The sequence below is a fragment of the Streptomyces sp. NPDC096205 genome (assembly GCF_044763135.1).
Classification (GTDB): domain Bacteria; phylum Actinomycetota; class Actinomycetes; order Streptomycetales; family Streptomycetaceae; genus Streptomyces.
On the sequence record NZ_JBIWFS010000014.1, the window covers coordinates 70,978 to 91,730 of the forward strand.

The 20,753-nt window shown below is 70.2% G+C and carries 18 protein-coding genes; 9 read left to right on the top strand and 9 right to left on the bottom strand.

The window, feature by feature from the left end; translation table 11 throughout:
* Positions 1 to 8 precede the first annotated feature (8 nt).
* The 8 genes from ACIQ6Y_RS38260 (at position 9) to ACIQ6Y_RS38295 (ending at position 6,404) form a co-directional block, all read left to right on the top strand.
* On the top strand, positions 9 to 662 hold the full coding sequence (locus ACIQ6Y_RS38260; protein WP_404047184.1) for a hypothetical protein: 654 nt from the start codon (positions 9 to 11) through the stop codon (positions 660 to 662).
* A gap of 209 nt (positions 663 to 871) precedes the next feature.
* Complete coding sequence (locus ACIQ6Y_RS38265; RefSeq protein WP_404047186.1) at positions 872 to 1,534, top strand: hypothetical protein; 663 nt, start codon at positions 872 to 874, stop codon at positions 1,532 to 1,534.
* 74 nt (positions 1,535 to 1,608) lie between these two features.
* Positions 1,609 to 2,553 carry a hypothetical protein gene (locus ACIQ6Y_RS38270; protein ID WP_404047188.1) on the top strand — a complete coding sequence of 315 codons (945 nt, stop codon included), beginning with the start codon at positions 1,609 to 1,611 and terminating at the stop codon, positions 2,551 to 2,553.
* An 87-nt stretch (positions 2,554 to 2,640) separates the two neighbouring features.
* The gene (locus ACIQ6Y_RS38275; protein WP_404047191.1) at positions 2,641 to 3,300 is read left to right on the top strand and encodes a hypothetical protein; all 660 of its coding nucleotides are present in this window, start codon (positions 2,641 to 2,643) and stop codon (positions 3,298 to 3,300) included.
* A gap of 178 nt (positions 3,301 to 3,478) precedes the next feature.
* Complete coding sequence (locus ACIQ6Y_RS38280; protein ID WP_404047194.1) at positions 3,479 to 4,099, top strand: hypothetical protein; 621 nt, start codon at positions 3,479 to 3,481, stop codon at positions 4,097 to 4,099.
* 3 nt (positions 4,100 to 4,102) lie between these two features.
* Positions 4,103 to 4,405, top strand: coding sequence for a hypothetical protein (locus tag ACIQ6Y_RS38285; RefSeq protein ID WP_404047196.1), 303 nt, complete (start codon positions 4,103 to 4,105; stop codon positions 4,403 to 4,405).
* Positions 4,402 to 5,796, top strand: coding sequence for a hypothetical protein (locus ACIQ6Y_RS38290; protein ID WP_404047199.1), 1,395 nt, complete (start codon positions 4,402 to 4,404; stop codon positions 5,794 to 5,796). Before ACIQ6Y_RS38285 ends, ACIQ6Y_RS38290 begins: the two co-directional genes overlap by 4 nt.
* An 8-nt stretch (positions 5,797 to 5,804) precedes the next feature.
* On the top strand, positions 5,805 to 6,404 hold the full coding sequence (locus ACIQ6Y_RS38295; RefSeq protein ID WP_404047201.1) for a hypothetical protein: 600 nt from the start codon (positions 5,805 to 5,807) through the stop codon (positions 6,402 to 6,404).
* Here the strand turns inward: ACIQ6Y_RS38295 and ACIQ6Y_RS38300 are convergent.
* From ACIQ6Y_RS38300 to ACIQ6Y_RS38340, 9 genes are all read right to left on the bottom strand, one after another.
* Positions 6,387 to 6,863 carry a hypothetical protein gene (locus ACIQ6Y_RS38300; RefSeq protein ID WP_404047204.1) on the bottom strand — a complete coding sequence of 159 codons (477 nt, stop codon included), beginning with the start codon at positions 6,861 to 6,863 and terminating at the stop codon, positions 6,387 to 6,389. The two genes, ACIQ6Y_RS38295 and ACIQ6Y_RS38300, sit on opposite strands and share 18 nt — an antisense overlap.
* 264 nt (positions 6,864 to 7,127) lie before the next feature.
* Positions 7,128 to 8,279 carry a uroporphyrinogen-III synthase gene (locus tag ACIQ6Y_RS38305; RefSeq protein ID WP_404047207.1) on the bottom strand — a complete coding sequence of 384 codons (1,152 nt, stop codon included), beginning with the start codon at positions 8,277 to 8,279 and terminating at the stop codon, positions 7,128 to 7,130.
* 307 nt (positions 8,280 to 8,586) lie between these two features.
* Positions 8,587 to 9,984, bottom strand: coding sequence for a nitrate/nitrite transporter (locus ACIQ6Y_RS38310; RefSeq protein ID WP_404047210.1), 1,398 nt, complete (start codon positions 9,982 to 9,984; stop codon positions 8,587 to 8,589).
* 155 nt (positions 9,985 to 10,139) lie between these two features.
* Positions 10,140 to 10,994 carry a hypothetical protein gene (locus tag ACIQ6Y_RS38315; protein ID WP_404047213.1) on the bottom strand — a complete coding sequence of 285 codons (855 nt, stop codon included), beginning with the start codon at positions 10,992 to 10,994 and terminating at the stop codon, positions 10,140 to 10,142.
* 86 nt (positions 10,995 to 11,080) lie between these two features.
* A complete protein-coding gene (locus ACIQ6Y_RS38320; RefSeq protein WP_404047216.1) occupies positions 11,081 to 11,731 on the bottom strand; it encodes a hypothetical protein in 651 nt (216 codons plus the stop codon).
* A gap of 983 nt (positions 11,732 to 12,714) precedes the next feature.
* Positions 12,715 to 14,253, bottom strand: a complete 1,539-nt coding sequence (locus tag ACIQ6Y_RS38325) for an acyltransferase (RefSeq protein WP_404047219.1) — start codon at positions 14,251 to 14,253, stop codon at positions 12,715 to 12,717.
* A complete protein-coding gene (locus ACIQ6Y_RS38330; RefSeq protein WP_404047221.1) occupies positions 14,250 to 16,448 on the bottom strand; it encodes a polysaccharide deacetylase family protein in 2,199 nt (732 codons plus the stop codon). The genes ACIQ6Y_RS38325 and ACIQ6Y_RS38330 overlap by 4 nt, the downstream gene beginning before the upstream one ends.
* Positions 16,448 to 17,203 carry a hypothetical protein gene (locus ACIQ6Y_RS38335; protein ID WP_404047224.1) on the bottom strand — a complete coding sequence of 252 codons (756 nt, stop codon included), beginning with the start codon at positions 17,201 to 17,203 and terminating at the stop codon, positions 16,448 to 16,450. The genes ACIQ6Y_RS38330 and ACIQ6Y_RS38335 overlap by 1 nt, the downstream gene beginning before the upstream one ends.
* Before the next feature lie 1,096 nt (positions 17,204 to 18,299).
* A complete protein-coding gene (locus ACIQ6Y_RS38340; protein WP_404047227.1) occupies positions 18,300 to 19,268 on the bottom strand; it encodes a LysR family transcriptional regulator in 969 nt (322 codons plus the stop codon).
* A 161-nt stretch (positions 19,269 to 19,429) separates the two neighbouring features.
* On the opposite strand from ACIQ6Y_RS38340, the gene ACIQ6Y_RS38345 reads away from it, so the two are divergent.
* Positions 19,430 to 20,698: an MFS transporter gene (locus ACIQ6Y_RS38345; RefSeq protein ID WP_404047372.1), complete on the top strand. Its 1,269-nt coding sequence runs from the start codon at positions 19,430 to 19,432 to the stop codon at positions 20,696 to 20,698.
* Positions 20,699 to 20,753 lie beyond the last annotated feature (55 nt).

Here is a 20,753-nt window from a genome sequence, read left to right on the forward strand (position 1 = left end):
AGTTGAAAGTGAACCGCCGCCCTCTCACGCTCGCAGCCACACTGACGGCCGTCGTGGTCCTCTCGCTGTCCGCATGCAGCAGTAGCGATGACAGCTCCCAGGCGAACGACAAGATCGCAGGCGCGAAGACCGAGACCGCGGAATCGCCCTCACCGACCGACGCCCCCTCGACTGCCGTCAACCGCCCCGAGATCAAACTGCCTTCGGACGTCACGTACAGGTTCGAGTGGAGAAGGACCGGCGACCCTGACAAGGACGCGGCACTGAGCGACGCCGAGCAGCGCATCAAGGCCGTGGACATGGCCATCGCCGAGCAGGACCCCCTGCACGCGGCGTACCGCTTCTACTCCAAGGGCTCGGCCGCGGCCGGGACCCAGCAGTTCATCCAGGACTTCGTCGACCACAAGGCCCGCACCACCGGTGTGACCCGCTACTACAACGAGAGCCTGACGGTGAAGGACGACGGCACCGCGGCCCTCGTGTACTGCGAGGACCAGAGCAAGGTCTTCAACAAGTTCCTGGAGACCGGCAAGACGGATGTCACTCCGGTGACGAGGGACAGCTACGTCATCTATGCCAGCACCCTACGCAAGAACGACAACGGCGTCTGGGTCACCGAGCGGCTGGAATCGCAGAGGGGGAGTGCCAAATGCCTGCCCTGATCAGGGCGAACCAGCTGCCCTTCGCTTCGGGACTCACGGTCGGTCGCCGCTGAACAACAACACTCCCAGGAGGGGCGCCAGTCGGGCCCGCTTGCGCAAGGACGGATGCCCAGATGCCGGCAAGCCCGGTTCACCCTGGTGCGGTCTTCTGCGGGCCCGCTACGGTGTGGGGTGCTTCCCGGACCCCACGTGCCCCACCAGGAGCTCCTGTGACCCACCGCCAGGCTCGCCATGTCCCCGCCCTCACCGCCGTAACAGCGGCGGCGCTGCTGCTCCTCACGGGCTGCGGCGGCGGGGACGAGACCTCCGAGGCGAACGACAAGATCGCAGGCGCGGACACGGACCCCAACCCATCTCCCTCGCCCGCGACTTCGGCCCCGACGGACACGAGCCGGCCGGAGATCACCCTCCCGTCGGACCTGAAGGTGGCCTTCGAGGGCGGGCGGACCGGCGATCCGGTCAAGGACGCCGTCCTGGCGGACAGTGCGGAGCGTATGCGGGCCGTCGACGCCGCGATCACCGGTACGGACCCCAAGGGCGAGGCGATCGGCTACTACAACACCGGCAAGGCCCTGGAGGCCGCGCTCTCCTGGGTCGCGCAGTTCAAGGACGCCGGGGCCACGATCACCGGCGAGGTGCGCTACTACGACCGCGAGGTCACCCTCGAGGGCCAGAACTCCGCGACCCTCACCTTCTGTGCCGACGAGGGCAAGGGCTTCAGCAAGGACAAGAAGACCGGCGAGGTCGCGAGGACACCGGTCACCAAGAACAGCTACGTCCTCTACAACACCAGCCTGGACAAGAACGCCGACGGCGTCTGGCAGACCTCCCAGATCGTGTCGGTGAGGGGAGCCGCCCAGTGCCAGCCGTAGCCAAGGCGTCAGCGTGCGCCGCCGTAGCCGCTGCCCTGCTCTGGTCGTGGGGGCCTCAGGCCTGGGCCGACGTCGTGCCCGGAGGCAAGGGGACGGGCTCCGAGACACAGGTCAACGGGGACAAGGAGGGTCAGACCGTCTCCGCGACGGCAGGCGCCGTCGTCTTCGACCACTCGAGGAACGGCTCCGGGCAGTCGACCGGCACCGTGACCTCCTCGACGACATGGACCCCGCCGGCCTGCTACTACGCCCCGAAGTACTCGCCCGAAGAACTCAAGGCGTACCTGGAACCGATCTGGCAGGCCGAGTCGACCGGCTACCAATGGGACGCCGAGCAGCGCGCCCGCTATGTCGAAGGGCACCCCTACAAGGACTTCAACAAGGAGAAGTCCGGCAAGGGCTACTGGTGGGACTCCTACGTCACGGAAGGCCGCGAGGGAGACCCGGGCGCTCTCGAATGCGAAAAGCCTCCGTTCTGGGTGGACAAGGGTGACCCGCCGCCCGCCGACGTCCCCGAAGCCATTACCCCGGAGATGCTCGCCCAACTGGCCTACGCCGAGATCCGCGTCCCCTCTACGAAGGTCGACCTAGCACCCGCCGGGGCCACCAAGGTCAACCTGCCCACCTGGGCCTGGTTGGACGGTGCCGAGTTCAAGCCCGTCTCCGTCACCGCCTCCGTCCCCCTGCTCGGCATCGAGGCCACGACCACCGCCGAGCCGGTCGCCCTCGAAATCGACCCCGGCACTCCGGACGCCGAGACCTACCCGTCTTCCGGCACCTGCCGGATCACCGACGGCCGCATCGGCGAGCCCTACGCCAGCGGCAAGGCCTTCCAGACCCCGCCCTGCGGCGTGCGGTACCTGCGTTCCTCGGGGAACGGCTCCTACCCGCTCAAGGCAACGATCACCTGGCAGATCAGCTGGACCGGCAGCGGCGGAGCGGGCGGCAACCTGCCCGACGGCACCTTCGGCGCCACCCAGGACGTCGTCGTCCAGGAGATCCAGGCCGTCAACCGCTGACGGGACGGCGTCGGTTTCCCAACGCCCTTGAACATCAAGCAGGGTCACTTCGTCGCGCCGACCAAGTTCCCCTCATCAGGAGCTCCCATGATCCGCCGCTCATCGCGTCTCCTCTCCTCCCTCGTCGCCGCAACAACTGCCCTGTTCCTTGTCGCGGCATGTGGCGCCGACGAGGAGCCGCCCAAGAGGAACGACAAGATCGCAGGGGCGGACACCGACACGAGCTCATCGCCGTCGCCCACGGCTGCCACGGCAGAGGACGCGGCCCGCCCCGAGATCGACCTACCGTCGGACCTGACGTACACCTTCGAGTGGTCGAGGACCGGCGATGCGGCAAAGGACGCCGTTCTGAACGACGGACAGCAGTTCGTCAAGGCCGTGGACATGGCCATCGCCGAACAGAATCCGCTTCACCAGGCGTACCGCTTCTACTCCGAGGGCGAGGCAGCCGCAGGCAGCCAGAAGTTCATCCAGGAGTTCGTGGACTACAAGGACCGCATCACCGGCACCAAGCGCTTCTACGACGCCAAGGTGCAGGTCAACGACGACGGGACGGCCGGCCTGGTCTACTGCGAGGACCAGAACAAGGCGTACAACAAGAGTCTGAGAACCGGGAAGACGGCGGTGACGCCGGAGTCGGACGGCGGCTACGTCCTCTACAACACCAGGCTCAGGCTCAACGACCGGGGGGTGTGGGTCACCGAAAGGCTGACGTCTCAGCGGGGCAGTACGGTGTGCCGGCCGTAACGCACCAGGGACAGGCGGCGGCTCTGCTGCTTGCTCTGCGCAGGCTTTCGCAAGACAGTCGACCATCCCCATGACCTCCATGGCGACATGGCCCGTCGGCTGCTGCTTCCCTCTAACATTCGGACGCAGTCGGTCAACCGGCGATGGCACGATCCCGCATCTGATCGAGAGAGCGAGCATGCAACAGTCTGCGGAGCACGGTCCGCTCCCAGAGGACGATGCAGGCTTCGGCCTGATCACTCCGGAGGACTGGTACCGAATCCCCCTTCAGCCCGGAGAGCAGCGAGAGGCGTCGGTCGCCGGCCTGATCAAGAGACAGTGGGCTGGTGTGGACGACCAGCCGGTCCTGCGCCGCAAGGCCCAAGAACAGTTGATCGGTGTAGCTGAAGCCGGTGCCGAACAGGGCGGGCTCGTGCTCTATCTGTCCTTTCTGGAAGCGGCCGGCATCCCGCTGTCCGCCTCACTGCTCATCTCCCGGGTCTCCAGGCGTTTCGACAGCATCGATGCGGTGGCAGCACTCGCCGGCAGGGGCGAGGTAACCCCTGTGACCCTTCCTGGCACAGGCCGGGCCTCACGCACACGGCGCAGTGGACGCAACCGGCAGACCAAGAAGCTCGGGTCACAGTTCGAGGACACGATCGTGGAGTACTTCGTGCCGGTACCGGGCCGTGACGAGTCGCTGATGTTGACGTTCAGCACTCCGCTGGAGCCCATCGCAGACGCGATGGTGGAACTGTTCGACGCGGTCGCCGGCTCGCTGCGCTGGCGTCGGCACACCGAGGACCCCAAGGCGGGGTGACACATGGGTGAGCGACTCAGGGTCTCCACGGACGACTTGCACCAAGTGGGAACCGGACTGCGTACCATCGCCACCGAGTTCGAAGGCCTGGACAAGCTCATGGACTCCTACGATCGACGGACAGTCGGGCACGACAAGCTGTTTGAGCGGATTCAGGAGTTCTCCGACGACTGGGACGACAACCGCAATCAAATGATCAAGGACATCGAGGGGCTCGGCACGCTCGCGAAGGAAGCGTCCAAGGCATACAAGGAGCTCGACACCGCTCTCTACCAAGCTCTCGTCGGTAAGGGCAAGAAGAAGTGACGCGGCGGCCTGCCGACTACCGCTGGGAGGTGCTCGGCGAGCATGCCGACCCCGTGCCGGGCGGCGTCGACGAGCTGAAGGCACTCGCCACCCGATTCACCAACACGGCGAAGACCATCAAGGACACAGCCGATGCGCTGCGTCGTGTGGGAGACCAGAAGAGCTGGGACTCCGATGCCGGTCGTGAATTCGCCGACAAGGCCAGTGAGACCGCGAAAAAAGTCAGCAAGGCCCAAGGCCGCTACGAGGTGGCAGGCACGGCACTCAAGGAGTACTACACCAGCCTTGACGAGATCCAGGGCGAAGCGGATTCCCTGCTCTCGCAGGCCGAGACCAAGGCCGGCGAACTGTCCACCGCCCGTTCAAGGGCAGACCACCCGCCGAAGGGCACTGATGACGATGCTCAGAAGAAGCTCGACAACAAAGTCTCGGATCTGACGGATGAACTGTCCGGCATGCGTGGGAAACTAGGCGGACTGAAGTCACGTCACCGCGACGCCGGCGACAAGGCCGCCACGTCCATCCACAACGCTGTCGAGGACGACGGTCTCAACGATGATCTGCTGGACGACCTACGCGACACCCTGACGCTCATCAGCGAGGTCGCAGGCGGCATCGCCGCAGTCTGCGGCGCATTGGCTCTCTTCGTCGGCTGGATCCCGATCATCGGTCAAGCACTCGCCGGGATCCTGGGCACCGTCGCACTCGTCATGACAGCCCTCTCCCTGATCTGCCATGTGCTGATGCTCATCAACGGCGACGCCAGCTGGAAGGACGTCGCCATGGACGTGCTCGGGCTGGCCACGTTCGGTATCGGACGAGTCTTCTCGGCGGGAGCCAAGCTTGCCGCGACCGTGGGACGCAGCAAAGTCTGGACAGCGGCAACCCAGTACGTACGTGCCTGGAATCCGGCCATGAATGCGGCCGCACGCCGCGCATTGGTCGTGGAGATGGTGGGTGCACGGGCAGGCGCCGTGACGCACGCCGCCCGGCCCGATATCGGTTTGGGCGCTGCCTTCAAGGGCCTGCCCCGCTCGTTCGCCGACGACCTGGGCGTGGTCCGCAGCAACTGGCGTGACCTATTCAAGGTCCAGGACAACCTCTCTGCCGCCCGCAACGCATGGAACACCGGCGGTGCACGAGGAGTGGCCAGCATGTACGTAGGGCCGGGAATGGTCGACGAAGTAGGACGTATGCGCAACATCGGCCAGGCTGATCTCGACTTCATCGGCACGCCTGATGCCTTCAAGCAGGCTCTCGCCTACAACTCCTGGGCACTGGGAGCAACGGGCACGGGCGCCGCATCCGACACCAGCAGCCTTGTGGAACTGTTCCAAGGTGAGCCGGAAATCGACGTGACGGGTTCTGACGCGTCGCTGGCAGGAAGGTGAGGGTCCTGATGGGCTTCACCGAGCAGCAGGACCCTGAATGGCGAGAATGCCGAGTCGAACTGCCGACCCCGGGGAACTGGATCGTCCTTGATCTCTCCGCCGCGGAACCGGAGCCGTGGGCTCGGTCCGTGTCCTCGCAGCACTTGGCCGCGAGCTCTCCTCAAGAGCTGCTCGATGGCTTTGCCAAGGACCTGCTCTGGTACTGGACAGTCGCGGTACGGCAGCAAGCTCTCTGTGCTGCTCTGCTGGCCCCGCCCAACGAATCGGTCATCGCCAGTTATTCGGTACGAGAGCTGAAGGTTCCGCCGGAAGCATTGCGCCTGGACATTCTCCGAGCTGAGGCCGAGGCCGCCGTCGGTCCGTATTTCGGAAGCCCCAGGGTTTCCGAGGCCGAGCTGCCCGTCGGCCCAGCACTGCGGGTGAACCGGCTGGAGCCGTCGGACCCCGAGTCCAGCAGCGGCACGGTGGTCGAGGGGGTGTGTCACTACGTCCTGCCCAGGAGGGCGTCCGTGGCGCTCGAATGTCGATTGCTCTGGACGGCGCTGGGTCTAGGAGAGGAACTCGGAAAGGTCGCCGATGAACTGGCCGCGTCACTGAGGCTCGTCTGAACCTGTCGGTCTCAACGGCTTCTTCACGATCCCGCCGAGACCGATGTCGCGCCAGGGAAAGAGAGCAAGCGGCACCCAGCTGAAGCCGACGACGAAGACACCCAGAAGGGTGGTCAGCTCCTCGGGAAGGAGCCGACCGAGCTGGGCCGCGACCAGAGCGACCACCAGCAGGTAGGTGCAGATACCCCCGAGGAGGAGGAGCTTGCCGACGGCTTCCCCCACGCTGAGCCGTGGGGTCGTGGCGTTGCCTCGGAGCGATCCGAGCAGGATCAGCGGCAGCATCAGACCCAGCAGGCCGCCGGCGGTCAGTCCTCCGACGATGAAAGCGCCGAGTCCGTCCTCGGGGACAGCCGCGGCCAGGAAGGAGTCGTCGGCCAGACGGGCCACCAGGGTCACACCTGCAAAGGCACCCGACGCCATGGTCGCGAGAACGACGATCAGTCCCGCCCCGAAGACCACAGAGCCGACGACCGAACGGCCAGGACGCCGGGCGTCCGGTTGGCTGGCATCTGATCCTGCGGACATGACTCTCCAAGGCGAAGCGAGGACGGACCGAGCATAACCACGGCTCGGCGCAGTGTCTCGAGCCCGCACGCCGCCGCGGTGCTTCAAAAAGCCGGTCGGAGGTGTTTGCAGCCATTGGTTATGTCAGGTGTCGCGTCGAACGCCCCGGTAATCGCGCCCTACCGTGACGCAAACCGCTCAGACACCACTCCCCGCCCCTCACGCATCCGCATACTTCGCATCAGCCGCAGGATCCAGCGCCAGCCGATACCCCCGCTTCACCACCGTCTGGATCAGCTTCGGTGCGCCGAGGGCCGTGCGGAGGCGGGCCATGGCGGTTTCCACGGCGTGTTCGTCGCGGCCGGCGCCGGGGAGGGCGCGGAGGAGGTCCGCTCGGGCGACGACCCAGCCCGGGCGGCGGGAGAGGGCGCGGAGCAGGGACATGCCTGCGGGTGGGACGGGGCGGAGGGTGCCGTCGACCAGGACGGCGTGGCCGCGGATCTCGACCTGGTGGCCGGCGATGGGCAGGGAGCGGGCGCGGGCGGGGAGTTCCTGGCAGAGGAGCTGGACGAGGGGGCCGAGGCGGAAGCGGTCGGGCTGGACCGTTTCGACGCCGAGGGCCTGGAGCGGGACGGCCGTGACCGGGCCGACGCAGGCCGGCAGAACGTCGTGGTTGAGGGCCGTGAGGAGTTCCGGCAGCAGGCCTCGCTCCTCCGCGCGGGACAGGAGGGACGCCGCAGCAGGGGCGCTGGTGAAGGTCACCGCGTCCACGCCCCGGGCCACGGCCGCGTCCAGGAGGCGGTCGACGGGCGCGATGTCCTCCGGCGGCATCCAGCGGTACACGGGGACGCCCACGACCTCGGCGCCGCCGGCCTTCAGCGCCTCAACGAAGCCCGGGAGCGGCTCACCGTGCAGCTGGATCGCGATACGGCGGCCGTCCACGCCCTCCGCGAGGAGCCGGTCGAGGACCTCCGCCATCGACTCCGACTCAGGCGACCACTCCTCCGTGAGCCCCGCCGCGCGGATCGCGCCCTTGACCTTCGGGCCGCGGGCGAGCAGCTCGACGCCGCGCAGCCGGTCCAGGAGGGCCTCGCCGAGGCCCCAGCCGTCGGCGGCCTCGATCCAGCCGCGGAAGCCGATGGCTGTCGTGGCGACCACCACATCAGGGACGCGGTCGATGAGTTCCTTGGTGGCGGCGAGCAGCTCACCGTCGTCCGCCAGCGGCACGATCCGCAGGGCGGGCGCGCGCAGGACCGAGGCGCCGCGGCGCTGGAGCAGCGTCCCGAGCTCCTCGGCGCGGCGCGCGGCCGTCACCCCGACGGTGAAACCGGCAAGGGGTCCATGCTCCGGCGACTGCTGTTCGTCGTACATAACTCTCGTCCCGCACTCTTAGAGTCAGCGGGGCCTGGGGCCTGTCGTTCGGATCATGCCGGCGTCGCGGGGTCTGGTGCGCACATCTGCGGCGTTGTCGTCGGTTGCCGACGCTCCGCGTCGACGCCCTCCTCCGCCTTGCAGCTGCACGCACCAGACCCCGCTCGGCTCGGCTGAGACACACGGTCCCTCTCAGCCGACCTGATCCGAACGACAGGCCCCAGCGGACCCCTTTGCACCTACATGCGGCCGAGCCTGTCAACGGCGCGTGACAGGCTCGGTTCCGCTTGATTGCGCCGGTGTTACGTCACACCTCGGCGTAGCTGAGCTCGGGCTTCGCCTCGGCAGCGGCCGTGGAACCGCGTCCTGCCGCCGGACGGCGAAGGTATACGGCCCAGGTCACCACGAAGCAGGCGCCGTAGAAGGCGAGGAAGGCGAGGAACGCTCCCGTGCCCGTGCCGGCGGTCTGGAAGGACTGGCGGAAGGCGAGGTTGATGCCGAGTCCGCCGAGTGCCCCGATCGCGCCGATGAGCCCCATGGACGCCCCGGACAGGCGCCGGCCGTACGCCGCGGCCTCCTCACCCGTGAGGCCCTGGGCGAGCGCCTTGGCCTGGAAGATGCCGGGGATCATCTTGAACGTCGAACCGTTGCCCAGCCCGCTCAGCACGAACAGGGCGATGAAGGCCGTGGTGAACAGCGGCAGCGACTCCTGCTCGCTCGCCACCAGGACCACCGCGGTGGCGGCGGCCATGGCCACGTAGTTCCACAGGGAGATCTTCGCGCCGCCGTAGCGGTCGGCGAGCCGGCCGCCGATGGGGCGGATCAGGGAGCCGAGCAGCGGGCCGATGAAGGTGACGTACGCGGCCTGCAGCGGCGTACGGCCGAACTGCGTCTGCAGCACCAGCCCGAACGCGAAGCTGTAGCCGATGAAGGAGCCGAAGGTGCCGATGTAGAGGAAGGCCATGATCCAGGTGTGGCCCTCCTTCACCGCGTCCTTGGCCGCGCCGGTGTCGTTCTTCACGCTGGAGAGGTTGTCCATGTACAGCGCGGCCAGGACCGCGGCGACGACGATCAGCGGGATGTAGATCCCCAGCAGCACCCGCGGTCCGCCGCTCGCGCCGATCACCGCGAGGCCGATCAGCTGCATGACGGGCACACCGATGTTGCCGCCGCCGGCGTTCAGGCCGAGCGCCCAGCCCTTCTTCCTCAGCGGGAAGAAGGCGTTGATGTTGGTCATGGACGACGCGAAGTTGCCGCCGCCGACACCGGTGAGCAGCGCACAGATCAGGAAGGTGGAGTACGACGTCCCCGGCTCCATGACGATGAACGCGGCCACCGCCGGGATCAGCAGCAGGCTCGCCGATACGATCGTCCAGTTCCGGCCACCGAAGAGCGCGACGGCGAAGGTGTAGGGGACGCGGACGATCGCGCCGACCAGCGTCGCCATGGACACCAGCAGGAACTTGTCCGCCGGGGTCAGCCCGTACTCCGGGCCCATGAACAGCACCATCACCGACCACAGGGTCCAGATCGAGAACCCGATGTGCTCGGAGAGGACTGAGAAGGCGAGGTTCCGGCGGGCCACCTTCCAGCCGGTGTCCTCCCAGAAGACCTCGTCCTCCGGGTCCCACCGCTCGATCCAGCGGCCGCCCCTGGCAGTGGTGGCAGTGGCGGGGGGTGAGGGGGTCGTACCTGATGCTGTCATGAACGCCTCCACGTGCTCCGGGGCTCAGGTCTGGCTGGGAGTGGCTGAGTCCCGAAGGTAGGGAGGGCGCGTTTCCTGTCTGTGGCTGTGGGTGACCGGTAAGGAACTTTGCTCTCACCCGGGGGAAGGAGCGGATGAGAGGTCCGGGCATGGCCTCAGGTGCGGGGCGGCTGCCAGTGGGGGTTCTGCTGGGGGTACGGCTGGGGGTACGGCTGAGGGTGGTGGGCCGGCTGTGAATGCTGAGGTTGCGGGGGTACGGGGCCGTAGGGGCCGGGTGCGTGAGGCCCGGGCGCGTACGGCCCGGCGGCGTACGGCCCGGCGGCGTACGGCTGCGAGACGCCCGGGGCGTACGGCGTCTGCGGCGGCACCCCGGGAGGCATCCCGCCCGCGAACGGGTTCCCGTGCCCCGGCAGCTGCCCGCCCGGCGGCACGTACCGCAGCCGCCCCGTCTCGTCACGTACCTGCGTGAAGCCGGCGGCCTGGAGGAGGGCGGCCTGCCTGGCGTTGTCGCGGCGGGAGTAGGCGAGGCCGAGCGGGAGCAGACCCAGCCCGGCGGCGCACAGAACTCCGGCGACGACGAACGCCGTGGTGTCGGCGCCGAGCTCGAAGACGAGGCCCACGCAGGCGAGAGGGATGCCGGTCGCCGCTAGCCGGATGCGCCGCTTCTCCGCGTGCCGCCCGGAGATGTCGAACTTGATCCGCGCCTTCAGCAGTTCCACCGCGTTCGGCACGAGCGGAGGCAGGGACGCCCCGTCCCCGGCGTTCGGATACTGCGCCCAGTTCTGCGCGGCCCGCGCCCGGCCCTGCGGGGAGTGGTCGGGCACCAGCAGCATCGTGTACTCGCTGTTGTGCTGCCCGCCCTGCCGTACGTCCGCGTACTCGTACCCGAACTGCTGGGCGACATAAGCGAATCGAGCGAGCTTCTTCACGGATGCCATGGGACTGCTCACCGTGACGGGTTGCCCGGTCGCCATCTCCCGCAGCATCTTGCGGACTTGCCGCTTCTTCATCCACCCGCTCCTCGTCGGCATCGCTGTTCACAGGCGCAACGGGGGAAGCTTTCCACATGGACGTTGCGCTCCGCCGAAGCACCCCCCTACGGCCGGCACCGGGCCGCTCCCCGCACGGAGAGGACCTGGGAGGTCTGCCAGACGCCGTCGGCGTTCTTGTCCAGGCTGGTGTTGTAGAGGACGTAGCTGTTCTTGGTGACCGGTGTCCTCGCGACCTCGCCGGTCTTCTTGTCCTTGCTGAAGCCCTTGCCCTCGTCGGCACAGAAGGTGAGGGTCGCGGAGTTCTGGCCCTCGAGGGTGACCTCGCGGTCGTAGTAGCGCACCTCGCCGGTGATCGTGGCTCCGGCGTCCTTGAACTGCCCGACCCAGGAGAGCGCGGCCTCCAGGGCCTTGCCGGTGTTGTAGTAGCCGATCGCCTCGCCCTTGGGGTCCGTACCGGTGATCGCGGCGTCGACGGCCCGCATACGCTCCGCACTGTCCGCCAGGACGGCGTCCTTGACCGGGTCGCCGGTCGGCGCGTCCTCGAAGACCAGCTTCAGGTCCGACGGGAGGGTGATCTCCGGCCGGTTCGTGACCGCTTTCGTGGGCGACGGCGACGGGCTCACGTCGGTGTTCCCGCCCGCTCTGTTGTCGTCTGCCTTGGAGGCGCCGCTCCCTCCGCCGCAGCCCGTCACGACGAGCAGCGCCGCTGTTACGGCGGTGAGGGCGAGGGCATGTCGAAGCCGACGGCAGGTCACAGGAGCTCCTGGTGGGGCATGTGGGGTCCGGGAGGCAACCCACACGGTAGCGGGGCTCACAGTGGGCCGCGCCGGGCGAAATGCCCTCGCATGCCTCCGAGTTGACGCGGCCAAAGGGCGTGGAGCGAAGGACCGAAGCCTTCACGCCCCGTCCTTCAGCGCATCAGCGCGTACCAGCCGGCCACCCCGCCGAGCAGCGTCACCGCCGCCGTGCACGCGGCAGCCATGAGACGAACGCCACGGCGCGTGGCCCCGGATGCCGGCCTGTCGTGGGACCCGGCCGAAGGTGAGGTGCGCGGCGTCGCCTCTGGCGGCACGGGAGGGGACGGCGTACGTGATCCGGGGACCCGTGCGGGCCGTTCGCCCGGTGCGGGGGTGGGCAGTTCCGCAGGCAGAGGCGTCCCGTAGCCGGCCGCGAAGGGTGAGCCGAAGGGGGACTCCCGATACGCCGGCGGGGACGGTGGCCGGTCAGCGGCGGACGAGTCGGCGTCCAGGGGCGGGCCGGGGGGCGGCGGGCCGGTGTCCGATGCCCGGCCGGTCGGCGGAAGGCTGGAGTCCGTCGCCCTGCCAGGCAGCGGTGGGCCACTCACCGACGCCCCACCAGACAGCGGAAGCCCCGTCACCGACGCCCCACCAGACAGCGGAAGCCCCGTCACCGACGCCCCACCAGACAGCGGAAGCCCCGCCACCGACGCCCCACCAGACAGCGGAAGACCGGAGCCCGAAGCCCCGCCCGGCAGCGGAGGACCAGACCGCGCAAGCCCAGCGTCCGAAGCCCCGCCCGGAGGACCAGACCGCGCAAGCCCAGCGTCCGAAGCCCCGCCCGGAGGACCAGACCGCGCGAGCCCAGCGTTCGCCCCTCCGGGCAGCGGAAGCAGCCCGGTCCCCTCGCCCGCCCAAGGCCGGGGTCGGCATCCCCGGCCCCGGGGGATGCATGTCCGGTGCCCCTCGAGGTCACGTCCCCCGGCTCCCCCATCCCCGGGTCAGACCGATGCGCGGCGGCGGCGTGAAGTGCCGCGGGCCCGGGAGTCGTCGGCCGGGGGCGTGGGCCCGCCGGAGGTGCCTCGGCGGGAGGTGGGCCGGGCCGCTCCGTTCGGCCAGAGGCGGGGCGGGCGTTTGGCCGCCAGGTCCTCGATCCAGCCGAAGGCGAGGACGGCGAGGCCGATCAGGGGCCAGACCAGGCAGAACATCCAGATCATGTACGTGGAGTCGAGCGCGGCCACCGCACGGTCGCTCTGCATGAAGGGCAGCTCGTAGACCGGGTCGATGATCGGGATCGTGGCCATGATGAGCATGTTGTGCCAGAGGTAGATCGTCACGGCCCGGTTGTTGGAGAGGGTGACGAGCTTGTCCCACTTGGCGAGGCGGCCGGGGAGTTCCTGCCAGGACGGGGAGTACTGGAGCAGGATGACGACGAAACCGAAGGACCAGGTGGCCTGGGCCAGCGGAATGTCGTTGAGGTCCCAGCCGTCCGGGCCGAGATGGCCCGAGGCCCACCACAGGCCGAAGGCCATCAGCAGGCCCGCGCAGGAGATCGCGACATAGCGCGGGATCTGCTTGAGCAGACCCTCCTGGTGGGCGAAGCCCAGCACCCAGCAGCCGCCGTAGACCGCGAAGTCGGTCACCGCGTTGCCCGTCTCGCCCGGGATCGTGACCAGGCCCGTGCCGACCACCGCGGTCAGCGCCAGCGGCGCGAACACCGTCGCCCACGGCACGCGGCGGAACGCCCACAGCAGCAGCGGCGACGCCACCACGAACCACAGGTACGCCCGCAGGTACCACAGCGGGCCCGCCGCCTGCACGGCCCAGGTGTCCTCCAGCAGGCCCGACTTGGAGCCGATGTGCCAGGGGAACGGCGGGGCGCCGATCGGGACGATGTAGTTGACCAGTTCGAGGAGCGCCCAGGTGGGGCCGTCCTCCGTGTTCTTCGTGGGGTTCCAGCCACCCGCGAACATCAGCGCCAGCACCACCGCGCTGAACGCCCACAGCGGAGGCAGCAGCCTGCGCACCCGGCCCCGGATCACGCCCCAGGCCGGGCGGCTCAGCGAGCGCGCCATCAGCGAGCCCGCCAGCGCGAACATCACGCCCATGGACGGGAACAGCACCGTCAGCCACGCCCAGCCGAAGAGGTGGTACACCACCACACGGACCAGGGCTATCGAGCGGAGCAGGTCCAGGTAGCGGTCACGCCCCGGCGCCTTCTTGGGCGCCGCCCCCGCTCCCGCCCCCGCCCCCGGTGCCGGTGCCGGTTTCGCATTCGCCGTCACAGCAACCGCAGCCGCCTCCGGCCCATGCCCCTGCGCCTGCGCCTGCCCCTGCCCCGTAGCCGTCGTCCGCTGGTGCGGAACGCCGTACGAGTCGTACGCCCCCTGCGCCCCGTCGCTCGAACCGTACGAGCCGGCCCCGTACGCGCCCTGCGCGTCCTGGGCGTCCTGCGCACCCTGCGCGCCGTACAGCCCGTCGTACGCAGCCCCGTATGCCGGCGACGGCTCGATGCCGCGCCGTGCATTTTCCTGTGTCATCCCACCGGCCTCCGATCGTCACCAACGGCCGCGCGCTGGCGCGGTACCGGGCCGCCGGGTGCCTCGACGACACCCGTGCGGCGCAGTTTCTGCCAGCGCAGCCGGCCACCGGTGAGGGCGGTGATCCAGGACTGGAGCAGTACGACGTACATGAGCTGGCGGTACAAGATCTGCTGGAGCGGGAGCGAGATCAGATGCGTCATCCGCTCCTTGTCCAGGCGGAAGGCGTACGCGGCGCAGAACGCCTGGATGGCCAGGACGCCCAGCCACGCCACGACCGTCTTCTGGGTCGGGCCGAACACCACTCCGTACAACAGGAACACGTCGATCAGCGGCGCCAGCAGCGGGGCCACCACCATGAACAGCGAGACCAGCGGCAGGCCCACGCGGCCGAAGCGACCCGACGGGCCCCGCTCGACCAGCGCCTTGCGGTGCTTCCAGATGGCCTGCATGGTGCCGTACGACCACCGGTAGCGCTGCGACCACAGCTGCTGGACCGACTCGGGGGCCTCGGTCCAGGCGCGGGCGTTCTCGGCGTAGACGACCCGCCAGCCGTCGCGGTGCAGCGCCATGGTGACGTCGGTGTCCTCGGCGAGCGTGTCGTCGCTCATGCCGCCGATCCGCTCCAGGGCGGAGCGCCGGAAGGCACCCACCGCGCCGGGGATCGTCGGCATGCAGCGCAGCACGTCGTACATACGGCGGTCGAGGTTGAAGCCCATCACGTACTCGATGTGCTGCCACGCGCCGATCAGCGAGTCACGGTTGCCGACCTTGGCGTTGCCCGCGACCGCGCCGACGCGCGGGTCGCCGAAGGGCTGGACCAGCTCGCGGACCGTGGCCGGTTCGAAGACGGTGTCGCCGTCCATCATGACGACGATGTCGTACCGGGCGTTGGCCAGGCCCCGGTTGAGCGCGGAGGGCTTGCCGCCGTTGAGCTGGCGGATCACCCGTACGTTGGGCAGGCCCATGGCCTCCACGATCCGCGCGGTGCCGTCGGAGGAGCCGTCGTCGATGACGAGGACCTCGATGGGGTGCTCACTGTCCATCAGCGAACGGACCGTGTTCTCGATGCACTTGGCCTCGTTGTACGCCGGCACCAGCACGGACACCGGTTCGGTGACCGGCGGCCCCCAGCGGAAGCCGCGGCGGCGCACCCGGCGGGCGTGGTAGCCGGAGAGCAGCAGCATCAGCACGAACCGGCCGATGACCAGGGTGCCGATGACGGCGAGCCCGGCCACCAGACCGTCGGTGATCTTCTCCGAGGCCTGGACCAGGAAGATCCACGCCTTGCCCTTCCACAGGTCGAGGCCGGTGACCTCGGAGTGGGCGCTGGGCGCGCCGAGGGCCTCGGTGAGGTTCTGGAACTTGTACCCCTCGGCCTGCATCTGCGGCAGGAACTTGTCCAGCGCCTGGACCGTCTGGTGACGGTCGCCGCCGGAGTCGTGCATCAGGACGATCGCGCCCTTGCCGTTCTTGGGGGTGGCGCGGCGGATGATCTCGTCGACGCCGGGCTTGCGCCAGTCCTCGCTGTCGGTGTTGTTGACGACCGTGATGTAGCCGCGGCTGCCGATGTACTCGGTCACCGGCCACGACTTGTCGTCCATCGCGTCGGAGAAGGAGGAGTACGGCGGGCGGAACAGGGAGGTGCGGATACCGGCCGCGCCGGTGATGGCGAGCTGGTTCTGCGACAGCTCCCAGTCGATGCGCTTCTTCGACTGGTACGACAGGTCGGGGTGGTTGAAGGTGTGCAGGCCGATCTCGTGGCCCTCCTCCACCATGCGCCGCACCAGGTCGGGGTGGCGGGAGGCCATGGTGCCGGTGACGAAGAAGACGGCGTGCGCGTGATGCTTCTTCAGCACGTCCAGGACCTTCGGCGTCCACTCCGGGTCGGGGCCGTCGTCGAAGGTGAGCACCAGCCGGTGGCTCTCGACGCTCAGGGTGACGGCCCGGCCCCCGCGGGTGTCGATGACCGGCCCGCCCTCGAGGATCTTCTCCGGCACGTGGTCGGAGGAGGCGGGCGGCCGGACGCGGTGGTCGGCCAGGATCTCGCTGTGCACATAGCCGCGCAGCATCAGCATCGCCATCAGGGCGACGAGGACGAGCGCGGGGAGCAGCAGGCGCATGGGCACACGGGGGCGCCGGGAGCCGTCTCGGGCTCCGGCCGGGGGCCCGTGACGGCGTTTGCGGGATGCCATCAGAGGATGTACTCCGGGGACGGGGAGGGTTGAGCGGAGGGGGGTGCGGCGAGCGTGGACGGCTCGCTGCCGCCCTGCTCCGCCGCAAGGGGGTCGGATGCGAGCGGGCCGTTCCCCGTCGTGCCGCCGTCGCCGCCCCCGCTGTCGCCGCCGCCGGTCTCGGCCGACGGGTCGGGCGTGGTCGGGTCGGCGCTGGGCGTCGTCGGCTCGGGGTCGGGCTCGGTGGCCGTCTCCGTGGGCTCGGGGTCGGGCTGGGTCACGCCGCCTCCGGGCTGCGGGGCGGTCGTCCTCGGCTGGGCCGGGTCGAGCCCGGTCGTGGCACCGGCGGCGGGCACCTCGGCGGTGGGCGCCGTACCGGCAGCGCCGGGGTCGGCTCCCGCGGCCGGCGTCGAACCGGCCGTCGCGCTCGGGTCGGCCTCCGGCGACTCGGCGGCCCCCGTCTGCGACGGCAGCCCCGACTGCGACGGCAGGACAGGCGAGTCGACCTGCCCGGCGGGCTTGTCACCCTTCTGCCCGGGAACAGGCAGCCAGGGCGCGTCCGAGCTGCCGGAGAGCAGGGTGGCGACGATGACGACCGCGTAGACCGCGCAGGCGACTCCCACGGCCACGCCCAGTCGGCGCCACATGCGGCTGCGGCGGCCCGTCTCGTCGACGAACACCGGCCCGTCCGAGCCGTCCTGGGCGCCGGTCACGCCGCCCTTCACCGGGCGCAGCGCCACATCGCCCAGTTGTACGGCGTCCAGCTGGACCGTCACCTCGTGCGGGTCGTGCGTGGCCGCGGCGGCCCCGGCCCGGGGCGCGGCCTCCTCGGTCTCGGCCCAGGGGTCGCGGGGGGCGGCAGTGTCAACCGCTTCGGGGGTGGTCGGGAGTACGGCGGTGGCCTCCGCGCCCGCGACGGCGCCCGCGTCGGCACCGTCGGCACCGTCGAACCAGGAGGCGCCCGGGGCGGAAGGAGCGGAGGAAGTAGAGGGAGCAAAGGGAGCAGAGGGAGCGGGTGCGGCGAAAGCTGTGGACGGAGCAGGCGCGGGCCCGGGTCCCTGACCGGGCCTGGGTGCGGCGTGCCGCCCCCTGCCGGTGGCAGGCCACCCTCCCGCGGTCGTACCGCCGCCGGACATCGGCCCACCGGGCATGCCGGCACCGGGCATTCCGCCCCTGGGTATCGCGCCACCAGGCACTCCGCCCCTGGGTGTCGCGCCACCAGGCATTCCACCCTTGGCTATCGCGCCACCAGGCACTCCACCCTTGGCTATCGCGCCACCAGGCACTCCACCCTTGGCTATCGCGCCACCAGGCACTCCACCCCCGGGTATCACGCCGCCAGGCATCCCGCCACGGCCCTGCCCACCAGGCGCACCCCCGGGAGCCGCACGCCCCCGGCGCGGCAGCCCCCGCTCGCCCGACGCGGGCGGCATCGACTCCGGCGACTGCCGTGGCCGTACGGCCCTGGGCAGTACGGCGGTCTCGTCCGCCCCGCTGTCGGCCACGGCGGCGTGCCAGCCGGCGAGGGCCGCGTCAGGCAGCACCTGCGTCTCGGCGGAAGGCGAAGGCACGGGCGTAGGCACGGGCGACGGCGTCGGCGCGGGCATGCCCGAAGGCATGGGCACAGGCCTGGGCATCGGCGGGGCCGGGATGTCCGACGAGCCGGACGTGGCCTCGGGCCACTCCGGTTGGGCGTCTTCTCGCCAGTTGTTCACGTGCGCGCATCCCCCCACGGGACAGTTCGGGGTGCGCGTACGACGCCGAGCACCCGTCGATCGAGATCAGGCCCCCACCCGATCCGAGCGCCCCCTTTACCACACCGTGCTCAGGCCATGAATGTAGCGCACGTGGAGGTTCCCTGGTTCCCACGTGTCACTCGGGACCCGACATGATCTTCGCATCGGTGGCCGGAATCCATCCCCCTTCAGGTCGCCGGAGCCACCCCTCCTCCCCCGCGACCTGCACCGCAGCCCGGCGCAGCGCATCCAGCGCCGGATGCACCAGCCCTTTTCGCCAGACCAGTGACACAGGCGACAGTGGCACCGGATCGACGAGCGGCCGCAGCACAGCTCCGGGCATGGCCGGAAAGTCGACCACGGCCAGCACGGGGTTGCGGGTCTTGGCCATGATCCGCCCGAACTCCTCGTCACCGACGGCCATCGGAAGGGGTGACGCGACCTCGATGCCGCGTCCCTCGAACAGGCGACGGGCGAGGTCGGTCCACTCCGGCGTCCGCGGATTGCCGGCGCCCGCGTACACCTCCTCACCCGCCAGGGCGGCCAGCGGCACCCGCTCCCAAGCGGCCAGGGCATGGTCCTCGGGGAGCAGGACGGCCATGGGCTCGTAGCGCACGGGCTGATGGTCGAGCCCGGCCCGCAGCGCCGGGGCGAGCCCCGCGTAGCGGCCGAACGACACGTCGAGGCGCCCGGAGAGCAGCTCGGCCACGGCTCCGGTGAGGCCGCTCTCGTAGCGGGCCATCAGCTCATGGCCGGGGGCGAGTTCGCGGGCCCGGTGCAGGACGCGGCGCGGGGTGCCGAGGCCGGTGGAGTTGCAGTCGACCAGCAGCGGGCGGGCCTGCCCGAACGCGGACAGCAGGTCGTCCTGGGCCTGGAGGACTCGCCGCGCGTGCGGCAGCAGCCGTTCGCCGTCGGCCGTCAGCGTCACCTGCCGGGTGCTGCGCACGAACAGCTCCGCGCCCAGCTCCCGCTCCAGTCGCCGTACGTCCCGGCTGAGCGCCTGCTGGGCGACGTAGAGCCGGGCGGCGGCGCGGGTGAAGTGCAGTTCCTCGGCTACGGCGACGAAGCCGCGCAGGAGGCGGGGGTCGGGGTGGGGCGACGGCATCCGCCGAACCTACAACGCCACCCGCGCCGGATTGACAACAGGAGTGCGTGAATGGGTGCCGTAAAGGTGTTGGACCCCTTGATCGCCTCGGCGCGAGGCTGATCACCATGCCCCCGCACACCCTCCAGGACAGCCCCCGCCGCGCCCGCCACGACAGCCCCATGCTCCACCTCGCCGTCACCGCCGACACCCTGATAGCCGCCGACCTCCGTCTCCGTCCCCGCCCCACCCGAACGCCCGGCCCCTACCGCCGTCTCCTCTCCCGCCCCGGCACCCGCATCTTCACGATCGGGAATCTGATCGCCCGGCTGCCCATGGGCATGTTCGGCGTGAGCGCGGTGATGATGATCGCCGACGCGCGCGGCTCGTACGCCCTCGCCGGAGCCGTCACCGCGACCGGCCTCGCCGCGACCGCGCTGGTCGCCCCGTGGACCGCGCGGCTGATCGACCGGCACGGCCAGGCGAGGATCGCCGCCCCCGCCACGCTGCTCGCGGTGCTCGGCGGGCTCGCGCTGCTGCTGTGCGTGCGGTACGACGCCCCGGACTGGACCCTGTTCGCCGCGTACGCCGCCACCGCGACCTGCCCGAACATCGGCGGCCTGTCCCGGGCCCGCTGGAACCACCTGCTCAAGGGCGACCCCGACGCCCTGCACACCGCGAACTCCTTCGAACAGGCCGCCGACGAGCTGTGCTTCATGCTGGGCCCGGTGCTCGCCGCGTTCCTGTGCGGGACCCTCTTCCCGGAGGCGGGCACGCTCGCCGGCGGGGCGCTGCTGCTGACCGGCATGGCGGTGTTCCTCGCGCAGCGCTCGACCGAGCCGCCGCCCTCACCGCCGGCCGCGTCCGGCAGCTCGCCCCTGCGTGCCCCGGGCATGCCGCCGCTGCTGCTCGCCTGTCTGGCGATGGGCGTCGTCTTCGGGGCCATGGAGGTCGTCACCCTCGCGTTCGCGGACGCACAGGGACACCGTTCGGCGGCGGGTGTCGTCCTCGGCCTCCAGGCGACCGGGTCCTGCATCGCGGGGCTGGTCTACGGGGCGCTCAAGCCGGGCGGTCCGGCTGCCCGGCGGTATCCCTGGTCCATCGCCGCGATGACGGCCCTGATGGGCCTGCCCCTGCTCGCCGCGCAGCTCACCGGCTCGCTGCTCGTCCTGGCCGCCGCGCTGCTCGTGGCGGGGATGGCGACCGCCCCGACGATGATCACGGGCATGAGCCTGATCCAGGAGCGCACCCCCGAGGGCCGCCTCAACGAAGGCATGACCCTCGCCGTCACCGGCCTCCTCGCGGGCATCTCCGGCGGCAGCGCGCTGGGCGGCTGGGCCGCCGAGCACCTCTCGGAGACCGCCGGCTACGGCATCCCGGTCACCGCGGCGGCCACGGCCCTGCTGATCACCCTCGCCGCCCGCCACGCCACCCGCGACACCCACCGCTGACCCTCGCCGCTCGCCACGCCACCCGCGACACCCACCGCTGACCCTCGCCGCCCGC

Bases quoted from the DNA above. Each gene is read 5' to 3' on its own strand.
- ACIQ6Y_RS38325 (WP_404047219.1), bottom strand. From the start codon at position 14,253: ATGACACAGGAAAATGCACGGCGCGGCATCGAGCCGTCGCCGGCATAC.
- ACIQ6Y_RS38305 (WP_404047207.1), bottom strand. From the start codon at position 8,279: ATGTACGACGAACAGCAGTCGCCGGAGCATGGACCCCTTGCCGGTTTC.
- ACIQ6Y_RS38295 (WP_404047201.1), top strand. From the start codon at position 5,805: ATGGGCTTCACCGAGCAGCAGGACCCTGAATGGCGAGAATGCCGAGTC.
- ACIQ6Y_RS38340 (WP_404047227.1), bottom strand. From the start codon at position 19,268: ATGCCGTCGCCCCACCCCGACCCCCGCCTCCTGCGCGGCTTCGTCGCC.
- ACIQ6Y_RS38330 (WP_404047221.1), bottom strand. From the start codon at position 16,448: ATGGCATCCCGCAAACGCCGTCACGGGCCCCCGGCCGGAGCCCGAGAC.
- ACIQ6Y_RS38280 (WP_404047194.1), top strand. From the start codon at position 3,479: ATGCAACAGTCTGCGGAGCACGGTCCGCTCCCAGAGGACGATGCAGGC.
- ACIQ6Y_RS38310 (WP_404047210.1), bottom strand. From the start codon at position 9,984: ATGACAGCATCAGGTACGACCCCCTCACCCCCCGCCACTGCCACCACT.
- ACIQ6Y_RS38285 (WP_404047196.1), top strand. From the start codon at position 4,103: ATGGGTGAGCGACTCAGGGTCTCCACGGACGACTTGCACCAAGTGGGA.
- ACIQ6Y_RS38315 (WP_404047213.1), bottom strand. From the start codon at position 10,994: ATGAAGAAGCGGCAAGTCCGCAAGATGCTGCGGGAGATGGCGACCGGG.
- ACIQ6Y_RS38345 (WP_404047372.1), top strand. From the start codon at position 19,430: ATGCTCCACCTCGCCGTCACCGCCGACACCCTGATAGCCGCCGACCTC.
- ACIQ6Y_RS38275 (WP_404047191.1), top strand. From the start codon at position 2,641: ATGATCCGCCGCTCATCGCGTCTCCTCTCCTCCCTCGTCGCCGCAACA.